The sequence below is a fragment of the Pseudomonas sp. Leaf59 genome, assembly GCF_920984685.1.
In the GTDB taxonomy this organism is placed as follows: Bacteria; Pseudomonadota; Gammaproteobacteria; order Pseudomonadales; family Pseudomonadaceae; genus Aquipseudomonas.
In genome coordinates this window covers 1-24,210 of record NZ_CAKLBR010000032.1, presented here as the reverse complement: position 1 = coordinate 24,210, position 24,210 = coordinate 1, and the positions used below count along the sequence as shown (strand labels likewise).

Sequence of the window (24,210 nt, the reverse complement as noted above, 5' to 3'; positions counted from 1 at the left end):
GATGGAGCGCGCCCGAGCTAAAATGCCGGGGCATTATAGCGATTCTTTCGTCCCGTTCATCGCAGGCGACCCAACGGAGCACAAACCGATGTCGACCACCTGGCACATTCTCGGCGCCGGCAGCCTTGGCACGCTCTGGGCCACGCGCCTGGCGCGTGCCGGCGTACCAGTGCGGTTGATTCTGCGCAATACAGAGCGGCTGGCCAGTTATCAGGCAGGACCAGGGTTGACGCTGGTCGAGCACGGTGTTGCACAGACTTATCCGGTGAGCGCCGAAACGCCCGACAGCCCAGAGCCGATTCACCGCCTGCTGGTGGCGTGCAAAGCCTACGATGCACAAGGCGCTATCGCACAATTGCAGCACCGCCTTGCGCCGCACGCCGAGCTGATCCTGCTGCAGAACGGTCTGGGCAGCCAGGACGCGGTCGCCGCTGAACAGCCCCACGCGCACTGTGTATTTGCTTCCAGCACCGAGGGCGCGTTTCGCGACGGCGAGTGGCGCGTGGTGTTCGCCGGGCATGGCTACACCTGGCTGGGGGACGCGTCCCGCCCGACGGCGCCGCCATGGTTGGGTGAGCTGCACGCCGCTGGAATCCCCCATGAATGGAGCATCGATATGCTCACGCGCCTGTGGCGAAAGCTGGCGCTCAATTGCGCAATCAACCCACTGACCGTGCTTTATCAATGCCGCAACGGCGGACTGCAGGCGCACCCGTGTGAAGTCGCGACGCTGTGCGCCGAATTGACCGAACTGCTCCAATGCTGTGGCCAGCCAGCGGCTGCGCAGAATCTTCACGATGAAGTGCAACGGGTGATCCAGGCCACTGCCGCGAATTTTTCCTCCATGTATCAGGACGTGGCCAACCGGCGCCGTACGGAAATCAGCTACCTGCTGGGGTACGCCTGCCGGGCAGCCGCCCGACACCAGTTGCCCGTGCCTCATCTGCACGCCGTGCAGGCACGTCTGGTCGAGCAGTTGGTTGCACACGGATTGCCCAGCGACTGAGGCACGCGCTACCCTGCCTGCCTGTCTCTAAACAGCGAACACCCTGATGCCCCTGCGCCAGCGTCTTGAAAACCTTCCGGTCGGCCAGAAACTGCTGGCCGCGCTGCTGGTGCTGCTGACCACCGTACTGCTGGTGGCCAACCTCACCTTTATCAGCGCCGCCTACTGGATTTCCCAGGAAAGCATGGCACCGCAGGCGTTACAGGCCATTGGCCGGCTGGTGTCAAACCCGGCCCTTGCCGCCGAAGCCCTCGAATCGCCGACCAAGGCCGATGCCCTGCTCAACGAATTGACCAGTTATTCGCCACTGCGCGCCGCTGCGCTGTACGACGGCGAAGGTAATCGCCTGGCGCAGATGCAGCACGGCGACCGCCTGCACCTGCCGGACACCTATCGGCATATCGAGGCGTGGCGCGTCACCGAGTTTCGCAGCAACCAGGTCATCACCCTGCCCCGTCCCGGCCAGGCATCCGGGCATTTGCTGCTGGTGGCCAGCAGCGAGCTGCCTGTGGCGTTTTACACCGGCACGCTCACCGCCAGCCTTGGCATCCTGATTTTCAGCGTGCTGTTGTGGTTGGTGATTGCCCGCCAGATCAAGCGGCTGATCACTCGGCCCATCTACGAATTGGAAGAGCTTTCGCGCCAGGTGACACGCGAAGAGAACTACGCCCTGCGCGCCGGGCGCGGCAACCACGACGAAATTGGCAGCCTGGCGGAAGCCTTCAACACCATGCTGTCGCGCATTGAAGCGCGCGAGCAGCAGCTCAAGCGCGCCCGGGACGACTCCCAGGCGGCCTATGACCAGGCTCAAGGCCTGGCCGAAGAAACGCGCCACACCAACCGCAAACTCGAACTGGAAGTGCAGGTTCGCAGCAAGATCGAGAAAAAACTCACCGGTTTCCAGAACTATCTCAACAGCATTATCGACTCGATGCCCTCGGCGCTGATTGCGCTGGATGAGCAGCTGTATGTCACCCAGTGGAACCAGGAGGCCAGCGCGCTTTCCGGTACACGCCTGGATGAAGCGCTGAACCAGCCGATCTTCCTCGCGTTCCAGCCGCTCAAGCCGTTTCTGCCGCAGATCAAGGCCACGATCGAGCAGCATGTGGTGGAACGCATCGAACGCGTCACCTGGATCAAGGATGACGAGCCCAGGCATTACGCCCTGACCTTCTACCCGCTGACGGGCGGCGCGGGGCGCGGCGTGGTGATCCGCATCGACGACATCACCCAGCGCCTGTCTCTGGAAGAAATGATGGTGCAGTCGGAAAAAATGCTGTCCGTCGGGGGGCTCGCGGCCGGCATGGCCCACGAGATCAACAACCCGCTGGGCGCGATCCTGCACAACGTGCAGAACATCCGCCGTCGGCTGTCGGCCGATTTGCCGAAAAACCTGGAATACGCCGAACAGGCCGGCATCGAGCTGGCAACGGTCAACCGCTACCTCGAAGGCCGCGAAGTGCCGCAACTGCTTGACGGCATCCAGCAAGCCGGGGCGCGGGCGGCGAAGATCGTTACCCATATGCTCAGCTTCAGCCGCCGCAGCAACCGGCAAATGGCACCCTGCGACTTGCCCGCGCTGATCGATCAAGCCGTGGAAATCGCCGGCAATGATTTTGACCTGACCATCGGCTTCGACTTCAAGGGGCAGGCGATCATTCGCCAATTCGACCCGCAGTTGGGCCCGGTGCCCGGCACCGCCAACGAATTGGAACAAGTGCTGCTCAACCTGTTGAAAAATGCCGCCCAGGCCATCCACCTGCGCGAGGACGACAGCGAGCCCGGACGGATCATCCTGCGCACCCGACTCAATCCGCCATGGGCCGAAATCCAGGTGGAAGATAACGGCATTGGCATGAGCGAAAGCGTGCGCAAGCGCACCTTCGAGCCGTTCTTCACCACCAAGGAAATCGGCCAGGGCACCGGGCTTGGGCTGTCGGTGTCGTATTTCATCATCACCAACAACCACAAGGGCCAGATGGAAGTGCATTCCACCCTGGGCCAGGGCACCTGCTTTACCTTGCGCCTGCCTTTGGCCGGCAGCCAATTGTCCCCCACTGCACTTACCCAACTGGAGCAATGACCATGGGCTTTCGCTTGTCGAAGATCTACACCCGTACTGGTGATCAGGGCGAAACCGGCCTCGGCGACGGCCGCCGTGTGCCCAAGGACCATCCGCGCGTGGAGGCCATTGGTGAAGTCGATACACTCAATAGCCAGTTGGGCCTGCTGCTGGCCAATCTTGAAGAGCAGAGCGGCAAGCACCCTGAACTCAGGGACGTGATTGAAGTGCTGACGCCTTGCCAGCATCGCTTGTTCGACCTCGGCGGTGAGCTGGCCATGCCGGTGTACAAAGCGTTGAATGCGGCCGAGGTGGACCGGCTGGAAGCGGCGATTGATCGCTGGAACGAAGAAGTCGGGCCGCTGGAAAACTTCATCCTGCCCGGAGGCTCAGCCTTGATTGCCCAGGCACACGTATGCCGCAGCCTGGCACGCAGCGCGGAGCGTCGGTGTCAGCACCTGAACGCGGTGGAACCGCTGGAGGGGGTCGGGCTTGCGTATATCAATCGGTTGTCGGATCTGCTGTTTGTGGCGGCGCGGGTCATTGCCAGGCGCCAGGCAGTGGCGGAGGTGCTGTGGCAGGCGGCGGCCAAGCCGCACTGATTATGCAGTGCCTTGTCTGGCCTCATCGGGGACAAGCCCCCTCCCACAGGTGACCGCATTCCAGCGTTGGAACCGGGTCAACTGTGGGAGGGGGCTTGCTCCCGATGAGGCCCTTCAGAGCCCCCTCAACCCTGCGGCCAGAACGCCCTGATACCCGCCACACCCTGAGCCCCTGCCTCCCAGGCCCGCTCCCGCTCGGCAGGTCCTACCCCGCCCAGCAGAAACACCGGTTTGCTGAAACCGGCAATCAACTGCGACGCCGGTTCCCAGCCCAACGGCTGCGCATCCGGATGGGTCTGGGTCGGTTGCACAGGCGACAACGTGACAAAGTCCACGTCCATCAATTCGGCCAGCGCCAGTTCCTCGGCGTTATGGCAGGACGCAGCCAACCAGCGGTCCTTCGGCAACGGCCGGCCCTTGCTCGCGTATTTGCGCAGTTGCGCCGAGGTCACGTGCCAACCCGCCGCAGGAAAATCCCCCAGCCATTCGAACGGTCCCTTGAGCATCAATTGCGCTTTGCCGGCACACAATCCCACCGCATCCACCGCCAGGTCGCGGTATTTCGGGTCGTAACCATTGGGCGCACGCAGTTGAATCAGCTTGATGCCAGCGGCGACAGCCTGTTGGATGCCACGCAACAGCGTCGGGGTTTCCAGCTCACCGGGGGTGATCAGGTAGTCGGCAGGCAGGCGCGCGGCCGCGACAATCGGTGTGTTGGCTGCGGGAAACGCATAGTTAAGCAGATCCCGAGGGGCCACCCACGCCAGGGGCTGCCCTTCGACGCCGTGAGGCTGGCCGGTAAACGACGAGACTTCCCAGACATCCAGCAACACCTGCTTGTCCGGGTAGTCGTGCTGCACCTTGATCAACGGACGCGCCGTCGTGACCTGAATGCCCAACTCTTCCTGCAGTTCGCGGGACAGCGCAGTGGAAACCGACTCGTCAGCCTCCACCTTGCCGCCGGGAAACTCCCACAAACCGCCCTGATGCTGGGTGTCGGCACGGCGCGCCAGCAGAATCCTGCCGTCGAGGCCGCGGATCACCGCCGCTGCTACATGTACTCGTTTCACGCCACTGCTTCCTCGTGTGGTAACCCCTGCAGGCGCGAACGCCTACAGGGGGAGGGTCATTGTCAGGTGCGATATTCCGCGTTGATCTTCACGTACTCGTGGGACAGATCAGTGGTCCAGATGGTTTCGCTGCAATCGCCGCGGCCCAGCTCGATGCGGATGGTGATTTCTTCCTGCTGCATCACTGCCGAACCTTGGGCTTCAGTGTAGGTTTCGGCCCGTGCGCCACGGCTGGCGATGCACACGTCACCGAGGAATACGTCGATCTTGCTCACGTCCAGCTCCGGCACGCCGGCGCGGCCGACGGCAGCGAGGATGCGTCCCCAGTTCGGGTCGGAGGCAAACAGTGCGGTCTTGATCAACGGCGAATGGGCCACGGTGTAGCCCACGTCCAGGCATTCCTGATGGTTGCCGCCGCCATTGACTTCAACGGTGACGAACTTGGTTGCGCCTTCGCCGTCACGCACGATGGCCTGGGCCACGTCCATGCACACTTCAAACACCGCCTGCTTCAACGCCGCGAACAGCGGGCCGCTGGCGTCGGTGATTTCCGGCAGGTTGGCCTGGCCGGTGGCAATCAGCATGCAGCAGTCGTTGGTCGAGGTATCGCCATCGATGGTGATGCGGTTGAACGACTTGTTGGCGCCATCCAGGATCAGGCTGTGCAGAACGTTGCGCGACACCTTGGCGTCGGTGGCAATGTAGCCGAGCATGGTGGCCATGTTCGGGCGGATCATCCCCGCGCCCTTGCTGATGCCGGTGACGGTCACCGTCACGCCGTCATGCACGAACTGACGGCTCGCGCCCTTGGGCAGGGTATCGGTGGTCATGATGCCAGTGGCCGCTGCCGCCCAGTTGTCCACAGACAAATCATCAAGCGCGGCTTGAAGAGCCCCTTCGATTTTCTCGACCGGCAGCGGCTCGCCGATCACACCGGTGGAGTACGGCAGCACCTGGCTGGCATCCACGCCGGTCAATTGCGCAAGCTTTGCACAGGTGCGCGCAGCAGCGACAAGGCCAGGCTCGCCAGTACCGGCGTTGGCATTGCCGGTGTTGGTCAGCAGGTAACGAATCGGGCCGGCCACGCGTTGCTTGGCCAAAATCACCGGCGCGGCACAAAAAGCATTGAGGGTAAACACGCCAGCGACGGTCGAACCCTCGGCACAGCGCATCACTACCACATCCTTGCGACCCGGCCGCTTGATGCCGGCCGAAGCGATACCGAGCTCAAAGCCGGCAACCGGGTGCAATGTGGGCAAAGGACCAAGACCAACAGCCATGAATGCGCTCCTCAACAATAGATGATGTCTGTGCCGTCTTGATTGACGGTGAGATTAATTGCAAAACGCCGCGACGGCAGAGGCCGGTCGCGGCGCGGGGTGTTGCAGCGTCAGGCGAAAATACTAGTTGATTTCGCCGTGGCAGTGTTTGTACTTCTTGCCCGAACCGCACCAGCACAGTTCGTTGCGACCCAGCTTCTGATCGTTGCGCACCGGAGTTTGCGCCAGGGCTACATCGATCTCTTCGCCAAGCACTTCCGGCGCGTCCAGGCCCGGTGCCTCGTCGTGCTGGAACTGCATGCGCGCAGCCAGTGCCTCGGCTTCCTGGCGCAGACGCGCCTCTTCTTCGATCGGGTCTTCGCGACGCACCTGAACGTGGGAGAGCACGCGAATCGAATCGCGCTTGATCGAATCGAGCAATTCGGAGAACAGCGTGAACGACTCGCGCTTGTACTCCTGCTTCGGGTTCTTCTGGGCATAGCCACGCAGGTGGATGCCGTGACGCAGGTGGTCCATGGTCGACAGGTGGTCTTTCCACAGGTCGTCCAGCACGCGCAGTACGATCTGCTTCTCGAACGTGCGCAGGGCTTCGGCGCTCGCCTGCTCTTCTTTCTCGTTGTACGCGGCCAGCAGCTCGGCCATCAGCTTCTCGCGCAGCGTCTCTTCGTAGAGGTGGTCGTCTTCGTCCAGCCATTGCTGGACCGGCAGGTCGACACCAAAGTCGCTCTTGAGCGCCGCTTCCAGACCGGCAACATCCCACTGTTCAGGCAGGGACTGTGGCGGAATGTGTGCGGTGACGGTGGCGTTGAGTACGTCCTGACGGAAATCGGCAATGGTCTCGCCGATGTTGTCGGCAGCCAGCAACGTGTTGCGCATGTGATAGATCACTTTACGCTGTTCGTTGTTGACGTCATCGAACTCGAGCAGTTGCTTGCGAATGTCGAAATTGCGCCCTTCAACCTTGCGCTGGGCCTTTTCGATGGCGTTGGTCACCATGCGGTGCTCGATCGCTTCACCGGACTGCATGCCCAGGGCCTTCATGAAGTTCTTCACGCGGTCCGAGGCGAAGATACGCATCAGGCTGTCTTCCAGGGACAGGTAGAAACGGCTGGAACCGGCGTCACCCTGGCGACCGGCACGGCCACGCAGCTGGTTGTCGATACGACGTGATTCGTGACGTTCGGAAGCGATCACCTGCAGGCCACCGGATTCCAGCACGGCCTGATGACGCTTCTGCCAGTCGGCCTTGATCTGGGCGACCTGCTCGGGCGTTGGGTTATCCAGCGAGGCCACTTCCACTTCCCAGTTGCCGCCCAACAGAATGTCGGTACCACGACCGGCCATGTTGGTGGCGATGGTCAGCGCGCCTGGGCGACCGGCCTGGGCGATGATTTCGGCTTCCTTTTCGTGGAATTTGGCGTTGAGCACCTTGTGCTCGATGCCTTCCTTATTGAGCAGGTTGGACACGTGCTCGGACGTCTCGATGGTCGCGGTGCCCACCAGGATCGGGCGGCCCTGGGCCATGCCGTCCTTGATGTCGTTGATGATCGCCGCATACTTCTCTTCGGCGGTCAGGAACACCAGGTCGTTGAAGTCCTTGCGCGCCAGCGGCTTGTTCGGCGGGATAACCACGACCGACAGACCGTAGATCTGGTGAAATTCGAATGCTTCGGTGTCGGCCGTACCGGTCATGCCGGACAGCTTGTTGTACAGACGGAAGTAGTTCTGGAAGGTGGTGGACGCCAACGTCTGGCTTTCGGCCTGGATGTTGAGCACTTCCTTGGCCTCGATGGCCTGGTGCAGGCCTTCGGACAGACGACGCCCCGGCATGGTACGGCCGGTGTGTTCGTCAACCAGCACGACCTGGCCGTCCTGCACGATGTATTCGACGTTGCGATGGAACAGTTTGTGCGCGCGCAGACCGGCATACACGTGGGTCAACAGGCCCAGGTTGTGCGCCGAGTAGAGGCTTTCGCCTTCGGCCAGCAGGCCGATCTGGGTGAGCATGTCTTCGACGAACTGGTGACCGGCTTCGTTGAGTTCGACCTGGCGGGTCTTCTCATCGATGGTGAAGTGACCTTCTTTGGTCACTACGCCTTCCACTTCCTCGATGTGCTGCTCCAGACGCGGGATCAACTTGTTGATCTCGGTGTACAGGCGCGAACTGTCTTCGGCCTGGCCGGAGATGATCAGCGGGGTACGGGCTTCGTCGATCAGGATGGAGTCGACTTCGTCGATCACGGCAAAATTGAGTTCGCGCTGGAATTTTTCTTCCATGCTGAACGCCATGTTGTCGCGCAGGTAGTCGAAACCGAATTCGTTGTTGGTGCCGTAGGTGATGTCGGCGGCGTAGGCCGCGCGCTTCTCTTCCGGCGGCTGGAACGGCGTGACCACGCCGACGGTGAGGCCGAGGAATTCATACAGCGGGCGCATCCAATTGGCGTCCCGGCGGGCCAGGTAGTCGTTCACGGTGACAACGTGCACACCCTTGCCGGACAGTGCGTTGAGGTAAACGCCCAGTGTCGCCACCAGGGTCTTGCCTTCACCGGTACGCATTTCGGCAATCATGCCTTCATGCAGGGTCATGCCGCCGATCAACTGGACGTCGAAGTGGCGCATACCCATTACGCGCTTGCCGGCTTCACGGGCAACCGCGAAGGCTTCGGGCAGCAGTTTGTCGAGGGTTTCACCTTTGGCTATGCGGGCCTTGAACTCTTGGGTCTTGGCGCGCAATTGCTCGTCGGAAAGGGCAACCATCTGCTCTTCGAAAGCATTGACCAGCTGCACCGTCTTGAGCATGCGTTTGACTTCGCGCTCATTCTTGCTTCCAAAAAGTTTCTTTAACAAAGGCGCAAACATATCGGCAGGTTCTTCCACACATAGGGATGGAGGGCGCACCGTCAGTGGCCCGAGCAGCCCTCACGGCCGCATGCGAACGCGCATTCTACCCGGAAACGTGGGTGAGGAAAGTGGCGTTATTCCCAGATGCTGGCATGGGGCTGTGAGAGGGCCTGTTTAAAATAAGGGCTTTTGCGCGAACTTCAACCCATCGAATGCAGAAGTTACCTATTGATTTCGCGGGAAAAGCCGGGCATCGGCATTGCCCAGGGCCGCCTGCGCGCTTTCTGTTAAGATGGCCGCTCTGTTACTTAAGGTGTCCGCTTATGGCATTTCGCCCTCTTACAGCCCGCGCGCCCAGCGTGTTGCTTCGCGAAGCCAAGCCGTTGAAAGCCATCTTCGGCCACGCCCAACGCCTGGGACACCTGCAACGCCTACTCGAAAGCCAGCTGCAACCCGCCGCACGCGAACATTGTCACGTGGCGTCCTGGCGTGAAGGCAATTTGCTGCTGATCGTCACTGACGGCCATTGGGCGACGCGCCTGCGCTACCAGCAAAAACGCCTGCAGCGACAATTGATGGCATTTGATGAGTTCGTCAGCCTGACGCGCATCCAGTTCAAGGTACAGCCGCCCACCGTGCAGCAAGGTGCAGTGGGCCATACCATGGACCTGTCGGAAAACGCCGCCGAAACCATCCAGGCCACGGCCGACGGGATCAGCGATCCAGGTTTGCGCGCGGCACTGGAACGCCTGGCCGCCCACGCCAGGCCCAAGGCCTGAGCCGCTACTTGCGCTTGCTGCCGCCGAGCAACGAGCCCAGCAAACCGCGCACCAACTGCCGCCCCATTTGATTGGCTGCCTGCTGCATCGCGGACTTGAGCGCCTTGCCTGCCGCCGTCCCCAGAAACGCGCCGGCCCTGTCGGTGAAGCTCGGCTCCTGGGCGGCAGGCGTGGAGTCTGCGCCTGGCCCCAATTCCTTGCGCGCCATCAGCACTTCATAGGCGGATTCGCGATCGATCGGTTTGTCATAACGGCCTTGCAGGGGCGAGCTGGCGATCAGCGCCGCACGTTCGACCTCACTGAGCGGGCCGATCCGCGATTGTGGCGGTGCCACCAGCACCCGCTGGACGACCTCCGGCATGCCCTTTTCCTGCAACGTGCCGACCAACGCCTCACCAGTGCCCAGCTCCGTCAGCACCGTTAATGCATCGAACGCCGGATTCGCGCGGAAACCCTCGGCCACGGCGCGCAGGGATTTCTGTTCTTTAGTGGTGAACGCGCGCAAGCCGTGCTGGATACGCAGGCCAAGTTGCGCCAGTACGGTGTCAGGCAGATCCCCCGGGGACTGCGTGACGAAATACACGCCAACGCCTTTGGAGCGAATCAACCTCACTACTTGCTCCAGGCGATCCTGCAACGCCTTGGGGGTATCGGCGAATAACAAATGGGCCTCATCGAAGAACAGCGCCAGCAGCGGCTTTTCGGCATCGCCGCGCTCCGGCAATTGCTCGAACAGCTCCGCCAGGAGCCACAACAGGAACGTGGCGTACACCTTCGGCGCTTCATGCACGAGGCGGCTGGCGTCCAGTAGATGAATACGGCCGCGGCCCTCTGCGGCGGGCTGCAAAATATCTTCAAGTTGCAACGCGGGCTCGCCAAACAAAGCGTCGGCGCCCTGCTGTTCCAGCACTGCCAGACGTCGCAGCAGCGCCTGGCTGGAGCCCGTGTTCATCAATGCCGCGTCATCGCCCAGCAGTTCTGGGTGATAGTGCAGGTGATTGAGCAGCGCCTTGAGGTCCTTGAGGTCCAACAGCAACAGGCCTTCGCGGTCGGCCACCTTGAAGGCCGCGTACAGTGCCGACTGTTGGCTGTCGGTGAGCTCCAGCAGGCTGCCGAGCAACAGCGGCCCCATTTCGCTGATGGTGGTGCGCAATGGATGACCGGACTGGCCGTGAATGTCCCACAGCGTGACGGGATACGCCCTGGCGGTGTAATTAATGAAAGGCATGCCGGCGATACGCTCGGCCACCTTGCCCTGGGGGTTGGCGGCGGCGCCGAGGCCACAGAGGTCTCCTTTGATATCGGCGGCAAATACCGCCACCCCCGCATCGCTGAAGGCTTCCGCCAGGCGCTGCAAGGTCACGGTCTTGCCCGTGCCCGTTGCCCCGGCGATCAATCCATGACGATTGGCCAGGCGCATGGGCTGGGCGATGGGCTGGCCGTCTGAGTCGGCACCGATCAGGAGTTGTGTGGAATCAGGCATTTCGTCACCCATGGTTGATGTCCAGTGCCGCAGGTAGGCGCCTGGAATATTAAGACATTAGCCGCCTCTATCACGCGATGAATAAAATCTGCGCTTGAAAGATGGGTAACGTTCGAACTTGATCAGTCCTTGTCAGGCTCGGACTTGCTGCGCTCGCGTTCCCATAACTGGGCGGCACCGGGAAAGTCCGTGCCGTCTTCACTGTTCAGGTCATCCGGGTCATAGCGGCTCAAACAGCCCTCACCCAGGGTCGCCGGCGCCTTTGCGGTCGCTTTGTCCAAAGGGCCATTCATGACTCAATCCTCGACATACAGGCAAAGAAAAAGGGCCTGGGACGATTTAACGCCCAGGCCCTTGATTCTTCAATCGCTGAGATCAGAACACAACTGTCTTGTTGCCATGCACCAGCACGCGATCTTCCAGGTGATAACGCAGGCCACGGGCCAGCACCATCTTCTCGACGTCACGGCCGAAACGCACCATGTCTTCGATGCTGTCGCTGTGGCTGACACGCACCACGTCCTGCTCGATGATCGGGCCGGCATCCAGCTCTTCAGTGACGTAGTGGCAGGTAGCACCAATCAACTTCACACCGCGCAGGGACGCCTGATGGTACGGCTTGGCGCCGACAAACGAGGGCAGGAAGCTGTGGTGAATGTTGATCACCCTGCCAGCGTATTCGCGGCACAGTTCCGGCGGCAGGATCTGCATGTAGCGCGCCAGCACTACCACGTCGGCTTCATGCTGCCCGACCAGACGGGAAACCTCGGCAAACGCCGGCTCCTTGTCCTGCGGGTTGACCGGCACGTGGTAGTACGGGATGCCATGCCATTCGACCATGCTGCGCAGGTCGTCATGGTTGGAGATCACGCAGGCAATCTCGCAGTCCAGCTCATCGCTGTGCCAACGGTGCAGCAGGTCGGCCAAACAGTGGGACTCACGGCTGGCCATCAGCACCACTCGTTTTTTCTGCTCGGTGTCAGTGATGTGCCAGGTCATCGAAAACTCTTCGGCAATCGGCGCAAACGCCTCGCGGAAGGCCTGCAGACCAAAGGGAAGCGTGTCGGCACGTATTTCGTGACGCATGAAAAACCAACCGCTGAGATCGTCCGAGTGATGGCTCGCCTCGGTGATCCAACCGTTGTGGGAGGCCAGAAAGTTACTGACTTTGGCAACGATGCCAACCCGGTCCGGGCAAGCAATCACCAGCCGAAAAGTGCGCATTAGGGGGAAACTCCAGAACTTCGCAAAGGCCGCCATTCTAGCGATTGCGCAGAAAAACTGCAGTATTCCTTCGCGCTTATTCTGCCCTCCCGCTCTGCCGGTGCCCCTTAATTGTGTAAGGTTTTACCGCCCTTAGATAAATGTACAACCTGTATGCGTGAGCAGTAAGCGAGAAATTAATCAGAATGTCGTTGCACATACCGCTACTTATTAAGTCGATTGCATCGCGGTGCCGCTTACATTCAACGTAATTCACCTGAATACACGCTTAAATGTTTACTTGAGCAAATTGCCTGACTATTATTGGCCCACTGTCCCTGTCATCCGCGTTCTACATAAGGTAGTCCACATGTCCCTGATCAACGAATACCGCGCCACCGAAGAAGCTATCAAAGAGCTGCAAGCCCGTTTGAAGAATCTGTCCCAAGACGACAAACTGAAAACCGAGCTGGAATTCGAAGGCAAGCTGCGCACCCTGATGGGTGAATACTCCAAGTCCCTGCGTGACATCATCGCGCTGCTGGATCCAGAGTCGAAAGTTAAAGCACCGCGTGGCGCTGTGAAAACTACCGGCACCAAACGTGCTCGCAAGGTCAAGCAATACAAAAACCCGCACAACGGCGAAGTGATTGAAACCAAAGGTGGCAACCACAAGACGCTGAAAGAGTGGAAAGCCAAGTGGGGCGGTGACGTGGTCGAAGGTTGGGCCACTCTGCTGGGCTAAGCCTTGCCAGGCCCCGCCTGATTTGCGCCCCCCTGAAACGCCAGCTTGCTGGCGTTTTTTATTGCCGGAACACTTCTGCAGTTATCCTCCTACAAATTCATCCGCGCCGCCAAAGCATCGACATAATCCTGCCATTGATCCAGTACCTGACACTGAATCGATGTAGCACTAACCGCCAACTCCCGTCGCGCAAGATTAAATGCCTCCAGCGTATTGGGAGCCCCCCATTGTGCGTCCGACAAACGTTGCTGACAGAAAAGTTTCCAGCGTTGTTGCTCCTCACTGCTCAAGGTGTCAGCAAAGTTACGGGCGCGGTAGCGAAATAATAATTCCGGTAAACGGTGATCATCAAATGGCCACTGCTGACGGGCGAGTTGTGCGGGTTCTGCGGCTCGGACTTGTTCACATAATCGGCGGTCGCGGTCACCGATAAAACCAGCGTACAGCTGCTGCTCGGGATCTTCACTCGCGGCGAAATCTTCCTCGGCATAAATAGCCGTCAACTTGTCACGCCATACAGCCTGTGCGTCAGTTAGCCGCAGCGCACGTGCCTGATAACTGTCCATGTCCAATTGCAGCCGTTCACGGTCCTGCGCCCGCAGCACACTCAAGGGAGCAACCACCGGGCAACGGTTGATATGCACCAACTTGAGCGGCACAGGCATCTCGCCCTCGGCCAGTTCATCGCGGCGCTTATAGAGATGCTGACGTAAAGTTTCAGCGTCCAGCTCGATCAGCCCCTGCGGATCAAGCCCCAGGTCGCACACAATCAAGGCATTGCGGTTGCGCGGGTGCCAGGCCAGGGGGAGCACCACGCCCAAATAGTGACGCTCGGCGGAAAAGCGCCCGGATATATGCACCATCGGCTGCAGCAGGCGGATCTGATCCATGACGCGCTGCTTGCTGCGCAGTTGAAACAGCCAGTCGTACAGCTTGGGCTGTTTCTCGCGGACCAGGCGGGCCAGCGCAATCGTGGCGCGTACGTCGGACAACGCATCGTGCGCCTGGCCGTGATCAATCCCGTTGGCCTGGGTCAGGCGTTCAAGCTTGAGGGTGACGCGCCCGTCCTGTTCGGGCCAGGTGATCCCTTCGGGACGCAATGCGTAGGCCGTGCGCACCACATCGATCAAGTCCCAGCGACTGTTGCCGCCCTGCCATTCCCGCGCATAAGGGTCGAAGAAATTGCGGTACAGGCTGTACCGCGTCATTTCATCGTCAAACCGCAAGGTGTTGTAACCGGCGCCACAGGTGCCGGGGGCTGCCAGTTGCGCATGCACACGGGTCATGAAGTCCGCCTCGGCCAGGCCCTGTTGCGCCAGTATTGCAGGCGTGATGCCGGTAATTGCGCAAGCTGCCGGGTGCGGCAGGATATCGTCACTGGGCAGGCAATACAGATTGACCGGCGCGTCTATCTCGTTGAGGTCGTGATCGGTGCGAATACCGGCGACCTGAAGAGGACGATCGCTGCGTGGATTGATGCCGGTGGTTTCATAGTCGTACCAGAAAATCGAGGTCACGGGCCATTCCTGAGCTGAAGATTGATAAAGTCTAGGCGCTGCAAGGCGTCCAGGGCCAGCGCCAAATCAGCTGTACAAACATCCAGTAAAATCTTGGATGGTTGCTTCCGCCGTCGACACTGCTAGCATCCGTGTCTTCCAGCCGCTCCGCACTGCCAGGGACCGCGATGCAATCAGCCCCATTGGACACCCGCTACCAGATCGAGACCCCGGAGGGCATCGACCTGCCCCTGCGTCCCGCCGGCCTGCTGCCACGGGCGCTGGCCTTTGCCTTCGACCTCGGCGTACGCGCGCTGGTCATGGGCATCCTGCTGGTGCCACTGGCGCTACTGGGCAATATCGGCATCGGCCTGGGTTCGCTGCTGCTGTTTCTGGTCAGTTGGTGGTACATGGTGCTGTTCGAAGTGCTCAACCAGGGCTGCTCACCCGGCAAGCAGGTCATGGGCCTGCGCGTGGTGCAGGATGACGGCACACCCGTCGGCTGGTCCGCTTCGCTTATCCGCAATCTGCTGCGCTTTGTCGACATGCTGCCCTTCGGCTACTTTTTCGGCGCCGTCAGTTGCCTGCAACATCCCCATTTCAAAAGACTCGGCGATCTCGCCGCTGGCACGCTGGTGATTTATCGCGAACAGCCACTGGCCCGCCCCAAAGTGCCGCAGGCCGCACCTCTGCGCCTGCCGTTCGCCCTGCACCTCAGCGAACAACGCGCCATCCTCGGATTTGCCGAGCGCCAGAGCGAATTGTCCGCAGAGCGGGTGCACGAACTGGCTTCCATCCTCGCAACGCCCCTGCAGGTGCCGGCGGCTCATGCCGCAGAGCAACTCAATGGCGTCGCGCGTGGTTTGCTGGGGCCGACATGAAACAGAGCCTGTTCGAAAGCCGTCACCAACCGCAGTGGCAAGCCTTTGCCGCACAACTGAAACAGTTGGAGCAAGGCAAGCTCAAGACCGGCGATATGGCCGACTTTCCCCATCAGTATCGGCGTCTGTGCCAGCACCTCGCCCTGGCCCAGGAGCGCGGCTACAGCAGTTATCTGGTCGACCCGCTGCAACAACTGGCATTGCGCGGTCATCAGCAGCTGTACCGGCACCGCAGCCAATTGACCGCGAACGTATTGAGCTTCGTGCTGGCCGATTTTCCACGACTGGTGCGCGAGCAGTGGCGCTTCGTGTTGATCGCCGGGCTGCTGTTCTTCGGCAGCCTGATGGTGGTTGCGCTGCTGGTATACCTGTTTCCCGAATTGATCTACAGCATTGTCAGCCCGCAGCAGGTCGCCGAGATGCAAGGTATGTATGACCCCGATTCCAGTCGCCTGGGCCGCGTCGCCGAGCGAGCATCCAGTGAGGACTGGATGATGTTCGGCTACTACGTGATGCACAACATCGGGATTGCCTTCCAGACATTCGCCGCAGGCTTGCTGTTCGGGCTGGGCAGTGTGTTTTTCCTGATTTACAACGGCTTGATCATCGGCGCCATCTCCGGGCACCTCACTGAAATCGGCTACGGCCAGACCTTCTGGTCGTTCGTTATCGGCCATGGCGCTTTCGAACTCACTGCCATCGCCCTCGCCGGCGCGGCAGGCTTGCAGTTGGGCTGGGCATTGATCGCGCCCGGTCGCCTCACACGCGCCGAGTCACTGCGGCTGGCAGCGCGCAAAAGCATACAAATGCTCTGCGGCGTCATGATATTGCTGCTCATCGCAGCCTTTATCGAAGCCTACTGGTCGTCCTCCACCACCACTGCACTCTGGATCAAATACCTGGTGGGCGCCGTGCTATGGCTGCTGGTGATCGCTTATCTGACATTGACCGGACGCACCCGCCATGCGCCTGAGTGATTCAAGCGTAGTCATTCGGCCGCGCACGCCTTGGGAAGCCATGGACCTTGGTGTACTGATGGCCCGTAAACACCGTTGGCTGCTGATAGCCAGTTGGGCGATTGTGAGCTTGCCAGTATTTATTTTGCTCAGCGCTGCGTTTTGGAAGTATCCGTCCACCGCCATGCTTCTGTTCTGGTGGCTGAAACCGGCGTTCGACTGCTTGCCGCTGTACATCCTGTCCAGGGCCTTGTTCGGCGAGACTCCCAGCCTCAGGCAGGCTGTGCGCCAGTGGCCGCGCCTGCTTAAAGGCCAGTTGTTGAGCAGCTTGATCTGGAGACGGCTCAGCCTGAGTCGCAGCTTTGTGATGCCCGTCAGCCAGCTCGAAGGACTGGACGGTGACGCGCGTCAGAAACGCCTGGGCGTGCTGCTCCAACGTAACGGTGGAGCTTCGCGCTGGCTCACCCTACTTGGGATGTGCCTTGAAATAACGTTGTGGTTCGGCGCCATGGCATTGTTTTACCTGTTCATCCCCCAGCAGATCGAGCTGGACTGGGACTGGCAACGCCTGGCGCAGGCCACCGGTTCGCAAGCGCTGTGGCTGGAACACATGAGCAATGCGTTCTACGCATTGATTCTGGTGTTCTGGGAACCGATCTACGTCGCCTGCGGCTTCAGCCTGTACCTCAACCGCCGCACCGTACTCGAGGCCTGGGACCTGGAACTGGTATTTCGCCGCCTTCGAGAGCGCCTGGGCAGCGTCGCGCCGCTGTTGCTGTTGGTAGCAGGCCTGATGCTGATGCCCTTCTTCAGCCAGCCGTCCATGGCGGATGACGCCAGCCCGCCCAAACCGGTCAGCACCCAGGCCGCCAGCCAATCGATCAAGACTCTGCTGGACAAGCCACCCTTCAAGAACCCCGAGACCGTCACGCGCTATCGCTTCGGCGACGAAAAACCCGCCGTAAAAAACCAGCCGCGTGGTGATGGCAAACTTCCCGCATGGCTGCAGGCACTGCTGGACAACTTCAACAGCGCCAGCTTCAAACATCTGGCCCAGGTCGTCGAAGTCCTGTTGTGGGGTTTGCTGGCGAGCGGCGTGGCGTTGCTGGTCTGGCGTTATCGCGACTGGCTGCGCACCTTTGTCAGCCGACGAAGGCCACGCAAACCCGACACAGCCTTGCCTGCGCCCACCCAGTTATTCGGGCTGGCGGTGGGCATCGAGACCCTGCCCAACGATGTTGCCGGTGCGGCCGAACAACTGTGGCCCACTCAGCCACGCGAAGCCCTTGGACTGCTCTACCGTGGCCTGCTTAGCCGGTTGCTGCACGACTTCAACCTGCCACTGAAAAGCGCCGATACCGAGGGCCAGGTGCTGGAGCGCATTCAACAATTGCAACAACCACACCTGCTGGCCTTCAGCACAGACCTGACTCGCCATTGGCAAAACCTCGCCTACGGTCACCGGCCACCTCCCCCGTTGGCGCAACAACAACTGTGCAGCGATTGGCGCAGCCTGTTCAACGCAGGTATTGCCCAATGAACCGGACATTGCTGTGTGTAGGATTGCTGCTGGCAGGCCTGCTGGGGGCAGGCGGGTTGTTTCTGTGGAGCAAGGCCATTCCCTATGACGAAGTAGTGGATCGAGGCCCATCGCCGGAGGCGCTGGCCAATCCCTACCTTGCGGCAGAGCAGTTCCTGCGCGGGCAAGGCCTTGTGGTTGAGCATGCCCATGGCCTGGATCGGCTCGCCGACCTTCCCGCCAAAGGCAATAGCCTGTTGCTGCTGGGCGAGCGCGGCAACATGACCCCACGCCAGGCAGAGCAACTATTGGACTGGGCAAGGTCAGGCGGACATCTGTTGCTGGTCGCTGAAGCACTCTGGGATGAAGAGACCGATAAAAGCGGCGACTTGCTGCTCGATCGCCTGCACATCCATCAGTGGTTGAGTGACGATCCCGAGGAACCGGCTCCCGCGCGCAAAGGGAGCAAGCCGGACCTGACCAAACTTTACGTCGACAATGAAACCGCCCCGGCCTATTTCAGTTTCGACACCGACTTCAACCTCACCGACCCCACGCATCTGGCCCAGTTTTCCGCCAACAGCGCCAGGGCCAGCCACCTGATGCAGCTCAACCTCGGGCAAGGCCGTGTGACAGTGGTCACCGACAGCGACCTGTGGAAAGCCCCCATCATCGGCCAGCACGATAACGCCTGGCTGCTGTGGTACCTGAACCGGGACACAGCCGTCACGTTGCTGTTCAACAGTGACGTCGACAACCTGCTCAGCCTGCTGATGCACTATTTCCCCCAGGCTCTGGTAACGCTTGCCGCGCTGATTGTCCTGGCACTCTGGCAGGCCGGCATGCGCCAGGGCCCGGTGCAGACTCCGGCCCCCAAAGCGCGTCGGCAATTGCAGGAACACTTGAAGGCCAGCGCTGACTTCCTGCTGCGCCGCAGCGGCCAGGGCACGCTGCTGCAGGCCTTGCAGCGCGATATCCTGCGCACCGCGCGGCGCCGCCACCCAGGCTTTGAACACCTCGATAACGCGGCACAGTGCCAGGTCCTTGAACACCTTACCCGCCAACCTTCTCACGTCATCAGCCAGGCCCTTGGGCCACTTGCGGCAAAACGGCTCTCCAGCGCCGATTTCAGCCATCAGGTGGCATGCCTGCAAACCCTCAGGAATGCCCTATGAGTGAATTTCCCAGCGCCACGCCCCTGACCAGCGCCACCTTGCTACAGGCCAGCGAACTGGCCAGCGCTTTGCGCGTTGAACTGCGCAAGGCGGTGATTGGCCAGGACGACGTAATTGATGACGTACTGACGGCATTGATTGCAGGCGGCCACGTATTGCTTGAGGGCGTGCCTGGGCTGGGCAAGACGTTGCTGGTACGCGCATTGGCGCGCTGCTTCGGCGGTGATTTCGCGCGTATCCAGTTCACTCCCGACCTGATGCCCAGCGATGTCACCGGCCACGCTGTCTATGACCTGCACACCGAACAGTTCAAGTTGCGCAAGGGTCCGTTGTTCACCCACCTGCTGCTGGCCGACGAAATCAACCGCGCACCCGCCAAAACCCAGGCGGCGCTGCTCGAGGCCATGCAGGAACGCCAGGTGACCCTGGAGGGCGAGGCGCTGCCCATCGGGCAGCCGTTCATGGTGCTGGCCACTCAGAACCCCATTGAGCAGGAAGGCACTTACCCCCTGCCGGAGGCCGAACTGGACCGCTTCATGCTCAAAATTCGCATGGACTACCCGGATGCTCGGCAGGAACTGGACATGGTGCGCGAAGTCACGCGTTCTTCGCGTGCCGACATGCTGGATGTACAACCGCTGCGTACCGTGCTGCTCGCTGCGGATGTGCTGCACCTGCAGCGGGTCGCCACTGAGCTGCCGCTGGATGAGCAAGTGCTCGACTATGCCGTACGCCTGGCCCGGGCCACCCGCAGTTGGCCAGGACTGACCATCGGTGCCGGTCCGCGCGCCTCAATTGCCCTGGTCAGCGGCGCTCGTGCCCGCGCCCTGTTGCGCGGCGGCGAGTTTGTCACCCCGGACGACATCAAGAGCTGCGCCATGGCAGTGCTGCGCCACCGGGTACGAATTGCCCCCGAACTGGACATCGATGGCCTGGATGTGGATCAGGTGCTCAAACAACTGCTGGATCAGATTCCGGCGCCGAGGCAATGAGCCACCCATGAAGCCAACCCGTCTGCTGCTGATCTGGCTCGGTGTCCTGCTGGGTTTGAACACTCTGCTGGGTATCACCGCGGCGTTGCAGCTCAAGCTGCCCGACACCCTGCACCAGGTGGCGTGGGGCCTGTTGCTGGCGCTGTTGCTGCTGGCCCTGCTGGACGCCCTTCGCCTGCGCCGCCGCCCGGGCATCCGGGTGCAACGGCAGATGCCTGGCAGCCTGGCCCTGGGTCGCTGGGGCGACGTGCGCCTGACCCTGCACCACGATTATCCGCAGCCGCTGACCGTGCAGGTATTCGATCACGCACCCGATGGGCTGAGCGTGGAGAACATGCCCCAACTGATTGAACTGCGACCCGGCACGCGCAGCGAGTTGGGCTATCGCCTGCGCCCGTTGCGGCGCGGGCATTTCAGTTTCAGTCGGTGTGAAATTCATCTGCCCAGCCCACTGGGGCTGTGGTCGGCTCGACGCTTTGTGGAGGTATCCGACGCCACCCGCGTCTACCCGGACTTCGCGCGCCTGTATGGCGCACAACTGCTGGGCGTGGACAGCTGGCTGAGCCAATTGGGTGTTCGACAGCATCCGCGACGCGGCCCAGGGCTGGAGTTTCATCAGTTGCGCGAGTTTCGCGAGGGCGACAGCCTGCGGCAGATCGACTGGAAGGCCACCGCACGCCAACGCACACCCATCGCCCGGGAGTATCAGGACGAGCGCGACCAGCAAATCGTGTTCATGCTCGATTGCGGTCGGCGCATGCGCAGCCAGGACGCCGAGCTTTCCCACTTCGACCACGCCCTCAATGCCTGCCTGCTGCTCAGCTACGTCGCCTTGCGTCAAGGCGATGCGGTGGGGCTGTGCACCTTTGCCTGCGATCAGCCCCGTTATCTGGCGCCCGTCAAGGGCACCGGCCAGTTGAACCTGTTGCTCAACAACGTCTACGACCTGGATACCACGCAACGCACCGCCGATTACGAAGCCGCTGCCAGCCAACTGCTGGCCCGACAGAAACGCCGTGCGCTGGTCATTGTAGTGAGCAACCTGCGGGACGAGGACGATGAGGCATTACTGACTGCAGTCAAACGCATCGGCCGCCAACACCGGGTGCTGGTCGCCAGCCTGCGCGAGGAAGTGCTCGACCAACTGCGCCAGTCTTCCGTGCAAACCTTGCCCGAGGCATTGGCCTACAGCGGCGCCGTCGACTACCTCACCCGGCGCGACGAATTGCATGATCGTCTGAACGCCCACGGGTTGGCCGTACTGGATACCCTGCCCTCAGCGCTGGGACCGGCGTTGGTGACGCGTTACATGGACTGGAAAAAAGCCGGGGTGCTATAAAAAATGCGCACGACCACGGCGAAGGTAAACACACCTGCCCGGGTCGACAACGCGCGATGTCTAGGCAGAAGCCTGCAAGTGGTCAAAACTGAAGTAACGCAACAAGGCGGTGATCAGTTGTCTGTACTCCGCAGGCGCGGCGACCACACTGAAACCTGAGTCATAGTGCTGCGGATTGACGTCCTCACGACTCCACAAACATGTAGCAGTGAGGTCGATTGCCTGAACGTCCCCATTCGCCATGGGAACCTTCACGCACAGTTCAAACGTCGCGCTGATCATCATCGGTAATTGGCTGATCAACATCAGCCCGTCTTCAGACACATTGCCCAGGTAACCAATAGGCTTGTCCGTAAACCGATTGAACACTTGCAGGAAACGGGATAACTCATGCCGCTCAATACGTCGATTAGTAAACATGATGAGTGCCATCCATTGGATATTACTCTGGCCGAGCCAGTGATTCGGAACGGCGATACAGGCCCGCTCTCCCCGAGGTCGGCGCGACAACGGTGCTGTGCGTCATCGCTATGAATCTACCAACTCCAGACATTCAATCCATTTGAATATAAAAATATCGAACAGATATACAAATATTAGCCTAAGACGTGAGACGGGCCAGTTACAGCGTGACAAATTTTATCAAAGGGATGCGGGCCGGGGTTGCGCGACGCTGGCGCCGGGGTAATGACCCAGTTGCTGCAGCGTGTCCAGGCGGGCGCGGGCGCGGTACGCGTATTCGCTGGACGGGTACTGGCTGATGATGAACTGATAGGTTTGCACCGCATCCACAAACAGCTTCTGTCGCTCCAGGCATTGCCCGCGCAACATCGAAACTTCCGGCTGTACGTAGCGCCGGGTACGGCTTTCACGGTCGACCTGGGACAATTCCAGGGTCACGCGCTCACAGTCACCCACCTTGTACGCACGGTAGGCGTTGTTCAAATGATGGTCCATGGACCAGCGGGTGCAGCCGACAACACTGACGGCCAGGGCAGCAACGAGCAAAATTCGCATGGGGGTTCTCCTGTCTTGTGCAGTGTATCGACCCCTCGTCGAAAATCTTCAAGGATGTTCGTCTATTCAATTGACGCTCAAACCAGCCAATCGTCGATAAGTAGTGCAAACGAACAATGACTACAACCAAAGAGCATAGTAGCCTTCCCCAGCGCTTGAACTCAGGAGTCTGTGCATGTCCGTCCGTCGCACCAAAATCGTCGCCACCCTTGGCCCGGCCAGTAACTCGCCGGAAGTCCTCGAACAGCTGATTCTGGCTGGTTTGGACGTTGCCCGTCTGAACTTCTCCCACGGCACCCCGGACGAGCACAAGGCTCGCGCCAAGCTGGTGCGTGATCTGGCCGCTAAACACGGCCGCTTCGTCGCGTTGCTGGGTGACCTGCAAGGCCCGAAAATTCGTATCGCCAAATTCACCAACAAGCGCATCGAGCTGAAGATTGGTGACAAGTTCACCTTCTCCACCAGCCATCCGCTGACCGACGGCAACCAGCAGGTCGTGGGTATCGATTACCCGGATCTGGTCAAGGACTGTGGCGTCGGCGACGAACTGCTGCTCGACGATGGCCGCGTGGTCATGCGCGTCGACACCGCCACCCCGACTGAACTGCACTGCACCGTGATCATCGGTGGCCCGCTGTCGGACCACAAAGGTATCAACCGTCGCGGCGGTGGCCTGACCGCCCCGGCCCTGACTGAAAAAGACAAGGCCGACATCAAGCTCGCCGCCGAGATGGAAGTGGACTACCTCGCCGTATCCTTCCCGCGCGACGCTGCCGACATGGAATACGCCCGTAAACTGCGCGACGAAGCCGGCGGTACCGCCTGGTTGGTGGCGAAGATCGAACGCGCTGAAGCCGTGGCCGATGACGAAACCCTCGACGGCCTGATCAAGGCCTCCGACGCCGTGATGGTTGCCCGTGGCGACCTGGGTGTGGAAATCGGCGACGCCGAGCTGATCGGCATCCAGAAGAAAATCATCCTGCACGCACGCCGCCACAACAAAGCGGTCATCGTGGCGACCCAGATGATGGAGTCGATGATCCAGAACCCGATGCCGACCCGCGCCGAAGTGTCCGACGTGGCCAACGCCGTGCTCGACTACACCGACGCCGTGATGCTCTCGGCCGAAAGTGCCGCCGGCCCGTACCCACTGGAAGCCGTGCAGGCGATGGCGCGTATCTGCGTCGGTGCCGAAAAGCACCCGACCAGCAAGACCTCCAGCCACCGTATCGGCAAGGTCTTCGAAAGCTGCGACCAGAGCATCGCCCTGGCGGCGATGTACACCGCCAACCACTTCCCGGGCGTGAAAGCGATCATCGCCTTGACCGAAAGTGGCTACACGCCGTTGATCATGTCGCGTATCCGTTCCTCGGTGCCGATCTACGCGTTCACCCCGCACCGCGAAGCCCAGGCCCGCGCGGCTATGTTCCGTGGCGTCTACACCGTGCCGTTCGATCCTGCTTCGCTGCCGCCTCATGAAGTCAGCCAGGCCGCCATCGACGAGTTGATCAAACGCGGTGTTGTGGAGAAGGGCGACTGGGTCATCCTGACCAAGGGCGACAGCTACCACACCACCGGTGGCACCAATGGCATGAAGATTCTGCACGTAGGTGACCCGCAGTTCTGAGTGACTCGCTTGTCTAGTCCTGAAATAGGTTTACACCTGTTTCAGTCTCAAAACGCCTGATGCACCGCATCGGGCGTTTTGTATTTCAGGGATAAGTGCGGCCGCTCCCCGTTGTAGATCAGCACCGACTCATCCAC

General features: G+C 60.9%; 21 protein-coding genes. 12 read left to right on the top strand and 9 right to left on the bottom strand.

The window, feature by feature from the left end; genetic code table 11:
- Nucleotides 1–88 precede the first annotated feature (88 nt).
- From LUB09_RS23105 to LUB09_RS23095, 3 genes are read left to right on the top strand one after another with little or no spacing between them, the layout of a single operon-like run.
- Nucleotides 89–1,006: a putative 2-dehydropantoate 2-reductase gene (locus tag LUB09_RS23105; RefSeq protein ID WP_231423794.1), complete on the top strand. Its 918-nt coding sequence runs from the start codon at nt 89–91 to the stop codon at nt 1,004–1,006.
- Nucleotides 1,007–1,052: 46 nt separating this feature from the next.
- Nucleotides 1,053–3,089 carry a sensor histidine kinase gene (locus LUB09_RS23100; RefSeq protein WP_231423793.1) on the top strand — a complete coding sequence of 679 codons (2,037 nt, stop codon included), beginning with the start codon at nt 1,053–1,055 and terminating at the stop codon, nt 3,087–3,089.
- A 2-nt stretch (nt 3,090–3,091) separates the two neighbouring features.
- The gene (locus tag LUB09_RS23095) at nt 3,092–3,670 is read left to right on the top strand and encodes a cob(I)yrinic acid a,c-diamide adenosyltransferase (RefSeq protein WP_209984269.1); all 579 of its coding nucleotides are present in this window, start codon (nt 3,092–3,094) and stop codon (nt 3,668–3,670) included.
- Between the two features lie 125 nt (nt 3,671–3,795).
- Here LUB09_RS23095 and LUB09_RS23090 read toward each other — a convergent pair whose 3' ends face one another.
- From LUB09_RS23090 to secA, 3 genes are all read right to left on the bottom strand, one after another.
- Nucleotides 3,796–4,740 (bottom strand): Nudix family hydrolase, encoded by a 945-nt coding sequence (locus tag LUB09_RS23090; protein WP_231423792.1) that lies wholly within the window; start codon nt 4,738–4,740, stop codon nt 3,796–3,798.
- 62 nt (nt 4,741–4,802) lie between these two features.
- A complete protein-coding gene (argJ, locus tag LUB09_RS23085) occupies nt 4,803–6,020 on the bottom strand; it encodes a bifunctional glutamate N-acetyltransferase/amino-acid acetyltransferase ArgJ (RefSeq protein ID WP_057007180.1) in 1,218 nt (405 codons plus the stop codon).
- A 123-nt stretch (nt 6,021–6,143) separates the two neighbouring features.
- Nucleotides 6,144–8,879 carry a preprotein translocase subunit SecA gene (secA, locus tag LUB09_RS23080; RefSeq protein ID WP_209984287.1) on the bottom strand — a complete coding sequence of 912 codons (2,736 nt, stop codon included), beginning with the start codon at nt 8,877–8,879 and terminating at the stop codon, nt 6,144–6,146.
- 305 nt (nt 8,880–9,184) lie between these two features.
- On the opposite strand from secA, the gene LUB09_RS23075 reads away from it, so the two are divergent.
- Entirely contained in the window at nt 9,185–9,640 is a 456-nt protein-coding gene (locus LUB09_RS23075; protein WP_209984289.1) for a DUF721 domain-containing protein, read from the top strand.
- A 4-nt stretch (nt 9,641–9,644) separates the two neighbouring features.
- Here the strand turns inward: LUB09_RS23075 and LUB09_RS23070 are convergent, their stop codons facing one another.
- From LUB09_RS23070 to purU, 3 genes are all read right to left on the bottom strand, one after another.
- A complete protein-coding gene (locus LUB09_RS23070; protein ID WP_231423791.1) occupies nt 9,645–11,123 on the bottom strand; it encodes a helicase HerA-like domain-containing protein in 1,479 nt (492 codons plus the stop codon).
- Nucleotides 11,124–11,245: 122 nt separating this feature from the next.
- Nucleotides 11,246–11,416, bottom strand: coding sequence for a hypothetical protein (locus LUB09_RS23065; RefSeq protein ID WP_231423790.1), 171 nt, complete (start codon nt 11,414–11,416; stop codon nt 11,246–11,248).
- A gap of 82 nt (nt 11,417–11,498) precedes the next feature.
- Complete coding sequence (gene purU, locus LUB09_RS23060; protein ID WP_003237644.1) at nt 11,499–12,347, bottom strand: formyltetrahydrofolate deformylase; 849 nt, start codon at nt 12,345–12,347, stop codon at nt 11,499–11,501.
- A gap of 349 nt (nt 12,348–12,696) precedes the next feature.
- Between purU and mvaT the strand changes: the two genes are divergently transcribed.
- Nucleotides 12,697–13,071 carry a histone-like nucleoid-structuring protein MvaT gene (gene mvaT / locus LUB09_RS23055; RefSeq protein WP_003175830.1) on the top strand — a complete coding sequence of 125 codons (375 nt, stop codon included), beginning with the start codon at nt 12,697–12,699 and terminating at the stop codon, nt 13,069–13,071.
- A gap of 89 nt (nt 13,072–13,160) precedes the next feature.
- Here mvaT and sbcB read toward each other — a convergent pair whose 3' ends face one another.
- The gene (gene sbcB / locus LUB09_RS23050) at nt 13,161–14,588 is read right to left on the bottom strand and encodes an exodeoxyribonuclease I (protein ID WP_231423789.1); all 1,428 of its coding nucleotides are present in this window, start codon (nt 14,586–14,588) and stop codon (nt 13,161–13,163) included.
- Nucleotides 14,589–14,755: 167 nt separating this feature from the next.
- On the opposite strand from sbcB, the gene LUB09_RS23045 reads away from it, so the two are divergent.
- Genes LUB09_RS23045 through LUB09_RS23020 form a run of 6 tightly spaced genes read left to right on the top strand, consistent with a single transcriptional unit; the run spans nt 14,756 to nt 21,429 of the window.
- Entirely contained in the window at nt 14,756–15,448 is a 693-nt protein-coding gene (locus LUB09_RS23045) for an RDD family protein (protein ID WP_231423788.1), read from the top strand.
- Entirely contained in the window at nt 15,445–16,425 is a 981-nt protein-coding gene (locus LUB09_RS23040; protein ID WP_209984300.1) for a stage II sporulation protein M, read from the top strand. Before LUB09_RS23045 ends, LUB09_RS23040 begins: the two co-directional genes overlap by 4 nt.
- Nucleotides 16,412–17,944, top strand: a complete 1,533-nt coding sequence (locus LUB09_RS23035; protein WP_231423787.1) for a DUF4129 domain-containing protein — start codon at nt 16,412–16,414, stop codon at nt 17,942–17,944. Before LUB09_RS23040 ends, LUB09_RS23035 begins: the two co-directional genes overlap by 14 nt.
- Nucleotides 17,941–19,098 (top strand): DUF4350 domain-containing protein, encoded by a 1,158-nt coding sequence (locus LUB09_RS23030; RefSeq protein WP_231423786.1) that lies wholly within the window; start codon nt 17,941–17,943, stop codon nt 19,096–19,098. Before LUB09_RS23035 ends, LUB09_RS23030 begins: the two co-directional genes overlap by 4 nt.
- Complete coding sequence (locus LUB09_RS23025) at nt 19,095–20,090, top strand: AAA family ATPase (RefSeq protein WP_209984308.1); 996 nt, start codon at nt 19,095–19,097, stop codon at nt 20,088–20,090. Before LUB09_RS23030 ends, LUB09_RS23025 begins: the two co-directional genes overlap by 4 nt.
- Before the next feature lie 7 nt (nt 20,091–20,097).
- Nucleotides 20,098–21,429, top strand: coding sequence for a DUF58 domain-containing protein (locus LUB09_RS23020; RefSeq protein ID WP_231423785.1), 1,332 nt, complete (start codon nt 20,098–20,100; stop codon nt 21,427–21,429).
- 60 nt (nt 21,430–21,489) lie between these two features.
- Here LUB09_RS23020 and LUB09_RS23015 read toward each other — a convergent pair whose 3' ends face one another.
- Nucleotides 21,490–21,849 carry a PilZ domain-containing protein gene (locus tag LUB09_RS23015; protein ID WP_209984313.1) on the bottom strand — a complete coding sequence of 120 codons (360 nt, stop codon included), beginning with the start codon at nt 21,847–21,849 and terminating at the stop codon, nt 21,490–21,492.
- 222 nt (nt 21,850–22,071) lie between these two features.
- Nucleotides 22,072–22,446: a tetratricopeptide repeat protein gene (locus LUB09_RS23010; RefSeq protein WP_209984316.1), complete on the bottom strand. Its 375-nt coding sequence runs from the start codon at nt 22,444–22,446 to the stop codon at nt 22,072–22,074.
- 175 nt (nt 22,447–22,621) lie between these two features.
- Here LUB09_RS23010 and pyk point away from each other — a divergent pair, with 175 nt between their 5' ends.
- A complete protein-coding gene (gene pyk, locus LUB09_RS23005) occupies nt 22,622–24,073 on the top strand; it encodes a pyruvate kinase (protein WP_209984319.1) in 1,452 nt (483 codons plus the stop codon).
- The last annotated feature ends 137 nt before the right edge of the window (nt 24,074–24,210 follow it).